General features: G+C 44.2%; 1 protein-coding gene, 1 tRNA gene and 4 rRNA genes. 1 reads left to right on the top strand and 5 read right to left on the bottom strand.

Annotated elements, in window-relative coordinates:
• Both DR020_RS04015 and DR020_RS04010 read right to left on the bottom strand, forming a co-directional pair.
• Positions 1 to 1,534 (bottom strand): 23S ribosomal RNA (locus DR020_RS04015); the annotation flags it as partial.
• A gap of 198 nt (positions 1,535 to 1,732) precedes the next feature.
• Positions 1,733 to 3,242, bottom strand: a 16S ribosomal RNA gene (locus DR020_RS04010).
• Between the two features lie 429 nt (positions 3,243 to 3,671).
• On the opposite strand from DR020_RS04010, the gene DR020_RS04005 reads away from it, so the two are divergent.
• The gene (locus DR020_RS04005) at positions 3,672 to 4,154 is read left to right on the top strand and encodes a PTS sugar transporter subunit IIA (RefSeq protein WP_112365342.1); all 483 of its coding nucleotides are present in this window, start codon (positions 3,672 to 3,674) and stop codon (positions 4,152 to 4,154) included.
• A 102-nt stretch (positions 4,155 to 4,256) separates the two neighbouring features.
• Here the strand turns inward: DR020_RS04005 and DR020_RS04000 are convergent.
• From DR020_RS04000 to DR020_RS03990, 3 genes are all read right to left on the bottom strand, one after another.
• Positions 4,257 to 4,332, bottom strand: a tRNA-Lys gene (locus DR020_RS04000).
• A 6-nt stretch (positions 4,333 to 4,338) separates the two neighbouring features.
• Positions 4,339 to 4,456, bottom strand: a 5S ribosomal RNA gene (gene rrf, locus DR020_RS03995).
• Positions 4,457 to 4,523: 67 nt separating this feature from the next.
• Positions 4,524 to 5,972, bottom strand: a 23S ribosomal RNA gene (locus DR020_RS03990); the annotation flags it as partial.

Below are 5,972 nucleotides of genomic sequence, written 5' to 3'. Positions count from 1 at the left end.
AACGGATTTGCCTATTGTAACTGACTAAATGCTTAGACTAGCATCCAATAGCTAGCACACACTATCCTCCTGCGTCACGCCATCGATAATAACGATGGTAGTGGTACTGGAATATCAACCAGTTGTCCATCACCTACGCCTTTCGGCCTCGGCTTAGGTCCCGACTAACCCTCAGCGGACGAGCCTTCCTGAGGAAACCTTAGGTATTCGGCCTGTAGGATTCTCACCTACATCTCGCTACTAATGCCAACATTCTCACTCGTAATCAGTCCACCACTCCTTACGGTATGACTTCCGATTACGACGCTCCTCTACCGCTTGAATAAATTCAAGCCCGTAGCTTCGGTGGTAAGTTTTAGCCCCGAACATCTTCGGCGCAGGATCTCTCGACTAGTGAGCTATTACGCCACTCTTTTAATGAGTGGCTGCTTCTAAGCCAACATCCTAGTTGTCTTAGAAATCCCACATCCTTTTCCACTTAACTTACACTTTGGGACCTTAGCTGACGATCTGGGCTGTTTCCCTTTTGACCACGGATCTTATCATTCGTAGTCTGACTGCCGAACTTATAGTATATGGCATTCGGAGTTTGATAAGGTTCGGTAAGCGCTATGCCCCCTAGCCCATTCAGTGCTCTACCTCCATTACTCATATTCGACGCTAGCCCTAAAGCTATTTCGAGGAGAACCAGCTATCTCCGAGTTCGATTGGAATTTCTCCGCTATCCACAGCTCATCCCATGCTTTTTCAACAGCAACGTGGTTCGGTCCTCCACGAGGTTTTACCCTCGCTTCAACCTGGCCATGGATAGGTCACCCGGTTTCGGGTCTACGACATGCAACTAGTTGCCCTATTAAGACTTGGTTTCCCTTCGGCTCCGTACCTTAAGTACTTAACCTTGCTACATATCGTAACTCGTTGGCTCGTTCTACAAAAAGCACATCATCGCACACATAAGGTGCTTTGATCGGTTGTAGACATATGGTTTCAGGTTCTATTTCACTCCCCTCCCGGGGTTCTTTTCACCTTTCCCTCACGGTACTGCTTCACTATCGGTCATCAGGTAGTATTTAGCCTTGGGAGGTGGTCCTCCCTGCTTCCCACAAGGTTTCACGTGTCTCGTAGTACTCTGGATTAGAACTTGATTACTCTAACTTTCATTTACAGGACTATTACCTTCTACGGTAGAGCTTTCCAGCTCTCTTCAATTAGTTATAGTTTCTCGTTATGTTCTATCCACAACCCCGGAAACAAGTTTCCGGTTTGGGCTCTTTCCCTTTCGCTCGCCGCTACTTAGAAAATCGATTTTTCTTTCTCTTCCTCTAGGTACTTAGATGTTTCAGTTCCCTAGGTTTACCCTCGTTAACCTATTTATTCAGTTAACGATACATGGGGTTTCCCATGTGAGTTTCCTCATTCGGAAATCTTTGGATCTCAGACTATGTGCGTCTACCCAAAGCTTATCGCAGCTTATCACGTCCTTCATCGGCTCCTGATGCCAAGGCATTCACCATACGCCCTTTGTAGCTTGACCTTTGTTTCTATCTTTTAGATAGTTGCAATCAATTTTACAAAGAATAGTAAATTTAATTGGCTTTACTCTATTTATTAATACTTATGTGTAATTTTCAAAGAACATAATTTTGAAAGAACTTAATCTTTCAAAATTAAACAGATATTTAAGAAGCATTCTTTATTATCATCTTAGTTTTCTTAAGATGTTCTTCCTTAGAAAGGAGGTGATCCAGCCGCAGGTTCTCCTACGGCTACCTTGTTACGACTTCACCCCAATCGCTGACCCTACCTTCGGCCGCTGCCTCCTTACGGTTAGCTTACGGACTTCGGGTATTGCCAACTCTCATGGTGTGACGGGCGGTGTGTACAAGACCCGGGAACGTATTCACCGCGACATTCTGATTCGCGATTACTAGCAACTCCAGCTTCATGTAGGCGAGTTTCAGCCTACAATCCGAACTGAGACAAGTTTTTGAGTTTTGCTCCACTTCACAGTATTGCTTCTCTTTGTACTTGCCATTGTAGCACGTGTGTAGCCCTAGACATAAGGGGCATGATGATTTGACGTCATCCCCACCTTCCTCCCGGTTAACCCGGGCAGTCTCGCTAGAGTGGTCAACTTAATGGTACCAACTAACAATAAGGGTTGCGCTCGTTGCGGGACTTAACCCAACATCTCACGACACGAGCTGACGACAACCATGCACCACCTGTGTTCCTGTTCCCGAAGGAATTTCCCACATTACTGGTAATTCAGGACATGTCAAGTCTAGGTAAGGTTCTTCGCGTTGCTTCGAATTAAACCACATGCTCCGCTGCTTGTGCGGGTCCCCGTCAATTCCTTTGAGTTTTAATCTTGCGACCGTACTCCCCAGGCGGAATACTTAATGCGTTAGCGGCGGCACAGAGGCTTGGGGCCCCTACACCTAGTATTCATCGTTTACGGCGTGGACTACCAGGGTATCTAATCCTGTTTGCTCCCCACGCTTTCGAGCCTCAGCGTCAGTTACAGTCCAGAGAATCGCCTTCGCCACTGGTGTTCTTCCTAATCTCTACGCATTTCACCGCTACACTAGGAATTCCATTCTCCTCTCCTGCACTCTAGATATCCAGTTTGGAATGCAGCTCCCAAGTTAAGCTCGGGTATTTCACATCCCACTTAAATATCCGCCTACGCTCCCTTTACGCCCAGTAAATCCGGATAACGCTTGCCACCTACGTATTACCGCGGCTGCTGGCACGTAGTTAGCCGTGGCTTCCTCCTTAGGTACCGTCATTATCGTCCCTAAAGACAGAGTTTTACAATCCGAAGACCTTCATCACTCACGCGGCGTTGCTGCATCAGGGTTTCCCCCATTGTGCAATATTCCCCACTGCTGCCTCCCGTAGGAGTCTGGACCGTGTCTCAGTTCCAATGTGGCCGATCACCCTCTCAGGTCGGCTACGCATCGTCGCCTTGGTGAGCCGTTACCTCACCAACTAGCTAATGCGCCGCGGGCCCATCTCATAGCGGATTGCTCCTTTGATTGTTAAAAGATGCCTTTCAACAATGTTATGCGGTATTAATCTTCCTTTCGGAAGGCTATTCCCCTCTATGAGGCAGGTTGCCCACGTGTTACTCACCCGTCCGCCGCTAGAAAAGCTCCGAAGAACTTTTCTCGCTCGACTTGCATGTGTTAAGCACGCCGCCAGCGTTCATCCTGAGCCAGGATCAAACTCTCAAATTAAAATATACTAATTTCTTAGTTTTTATTTGAGTTTAATCTACTCATATTACTTATAAAAGAATTGCTGGTTTACTTAAATTATCTGTTTAATTTTCAAAGACCATTGTTTTTCTTTTTTCTTTATCGCCCTCAAGCGACTTCTTTATCTTATCACTTTACTTAATCTTTGTCAACAACTTTTTAAATATTTTTATTATTTTCTTAAGAATAAATACTCTTATATTATAATTTAAATTTTATTCTGCAAAATTATAAAAAGTTATTTATTGACATAACAAATTTTTTATTATATATTATCTTTAAATCATTATATTTCAAAATATTATTATAATTAGTTATAAAAGGAATTTTGATAATATTTGTATACACTTTTAATTTAATAGGAAAGGATGGTGAATTCTTAATTTTTTATAAAATTAAGATATATGTATGTTTGGATTATTTAAAAAAGATTTTCAATTAATAGCACCAGTAAGTGGAACAACAATGAACCTTTCAGAAGTTCCCGATGAAGTATTCGCAGGAAAAATGGCAGGAGATGGATTAGCAATAAATCCTACAGGTAATGTGTTTGTTGCACCAGCTGATGGGGAATTAAATCTAATTTTTAAAACAAACCATGCATTCGCTCTAACATTAAGTAATGGTGTCGAATTATTAGTTCATATAGGAGTTGATACTGTTTCTCTAAATGGTGAAGGTTTTGAAAGGCTTATAGAGCCTGGAGTTAAAGTTAAGGCCGGAACTCCTATAATTAAAATAAATAAAGATTTTATACTAAGCAAAGGTTTCTCTCTTGCAACACCTCTATTAATAACTAATGTTGATGATTCTATAAAAGAGTTTAAAAATCTAATCGGAAAAACCGTTACAGGTGGACAAGATGTTGTGTTAACTTATAAAATTAAATAAATTAGTAAATAATAAAGAAATTCTTAAGATTTTTTCTTAAGAATTTTTCTTACATCACTAAATAATATAAAAATAAACCTCTATATGTAGAATATAGAGGTTTGGTGGCTCACCGGGGAATCGAACCCCGGACACCATGATTAAAAGTCATGTGCTCTACCGACTGAGCTAGTGAACCATATAAACCTGGCAATCACTTACTCTCCCACATAGTCTCCCATGCAGTACCATCAGCCTCTAAAAGCTTAACCTTCGTGTTCGGAATGGAAACGGGTGTTACCTTAAAGAGCATTATCACCAGATAATCATGTTATTTATATGAAAGATATATTCTCTCAAAATTACACTAAGCATTAAGATAAAGTTAATTAGGTCAAGCCCTCGACCTATTAGTATCAGTCAGCTAAATATGTTACCATACTTACACCTCTGACCTATCAACCTTGTGTTCTTCAAGGGGTCTTACTAGCTTATGCTATGGGAAATCTCATCTTGAGGTGGGCTTCACGCTTAGATGCTTTCAGCGTTTATCCCTTCCCGACTTAGCTACCCAGCTGTGCTCCTGGCGGAACAACTGGTACACCAGAGGTCAGTCCATCCCGGTCCTCTCGTACTAAGGACAGCTCCTCTCAAATTTCCTACGCCCGCGACGGATAGGGACCGAACTGTCTCACGACGTTCTGAACCCAGCTCGCGTGCCGCTTTAATGGGCGAACAGCCCAACCCTTGGGACCTACTTCAGCCCCAGGATGCGACGAGCCGACATCGAGGTGCCAAACCTCCCCGTCGATGTGGACTCTTGGGGGAGATCAGCCTGTTATCCCCGAGGTAGCTTTTATCCGTTGAGCGATGGCCCTCCCACGAGGTACCACCGGATCACTAAGCCCGACTTTCGTCCCTGCTCCACTTGTGGGTGTCGCAGTCAGGCTCCCTTCTGCCTTTGCACTCTTCGAACGATTTCCGACCGTTCTGAGGGAACCTTTGGGCGCCTCCGTTACTTTTTAGGAGGCGACCGCCCCAGTCAAACTGCCCACCTAACAATGTCCTGTGACCAGATTCATGGCCGCCAGTTAGAACTTCAGTACTATCAGGGTGGTATCCCAACGTCGACTCCACTAAGGCTGACGCCCTAGTCTCTCAGTCTCCCACCTATCCTGTACAGACAATACCGAAATTCAATGCTAAGCTACAGTAAAGCTCTACGGGGTCTTTCCGTCCAATCGCGGGTAACCAGCATCTTCACTGGTACTACAACTTCGCCGGATTTACAGTTGAGACAGTGCTCAAGTCATTACGCCATTCGTGCGGGTCAGAACTTACCTGACAAGGAATTTCGCTACCTTAGGACCGTTATAGTTACGGCCGCCGTTTACTGGGGCTTAAGTTCACACCTTCGCTTACGCTAAGTGTTCCCTTAACCTTCCAGCACCGGGCAGGCGTCAGCCCCTATACATCAGCTTACGCTTTAGCAGAGACCTGTGTTTTTGCTAAACAGTTGCTTGAGCCTATTCTCTGCGGCCTACTCTCATAGGCATCCCTTATTGCTAACTTACGGGATCAATTTGCCGAGTTCCTTAACTGCAATTCTTCCGCCGGCCTTAGGATTCTCTCCTCACCTACCTGTGTCGGTTTGCGGTACGGGCACTACTTCTCTCTCTAGACGCTTTTCTTGGCAGCGTGGAATCATGTACTTCGGTTCCGTAGAACCTTCCCCATAACATCTCATCATTATTACAACGGATTTGCCTATTTAACTGACTAAATGCTTAGACTAGCATCCAATAGCTAGCACACACCTATCCTCCTACGTCACGCCAT

This window comes from Sarcina ventriculi, from assembly GCF_900456775.1.
Classification (GTDB): domain Bacteria; phylum Bacillota; class Clostridia; order Clostridiales; family Clostridiaceae; genus Sarcina; species Sarcina ventriculi.
This window is presented reverse-complemented; position numbering and strand designations above follow the sequence as displayed.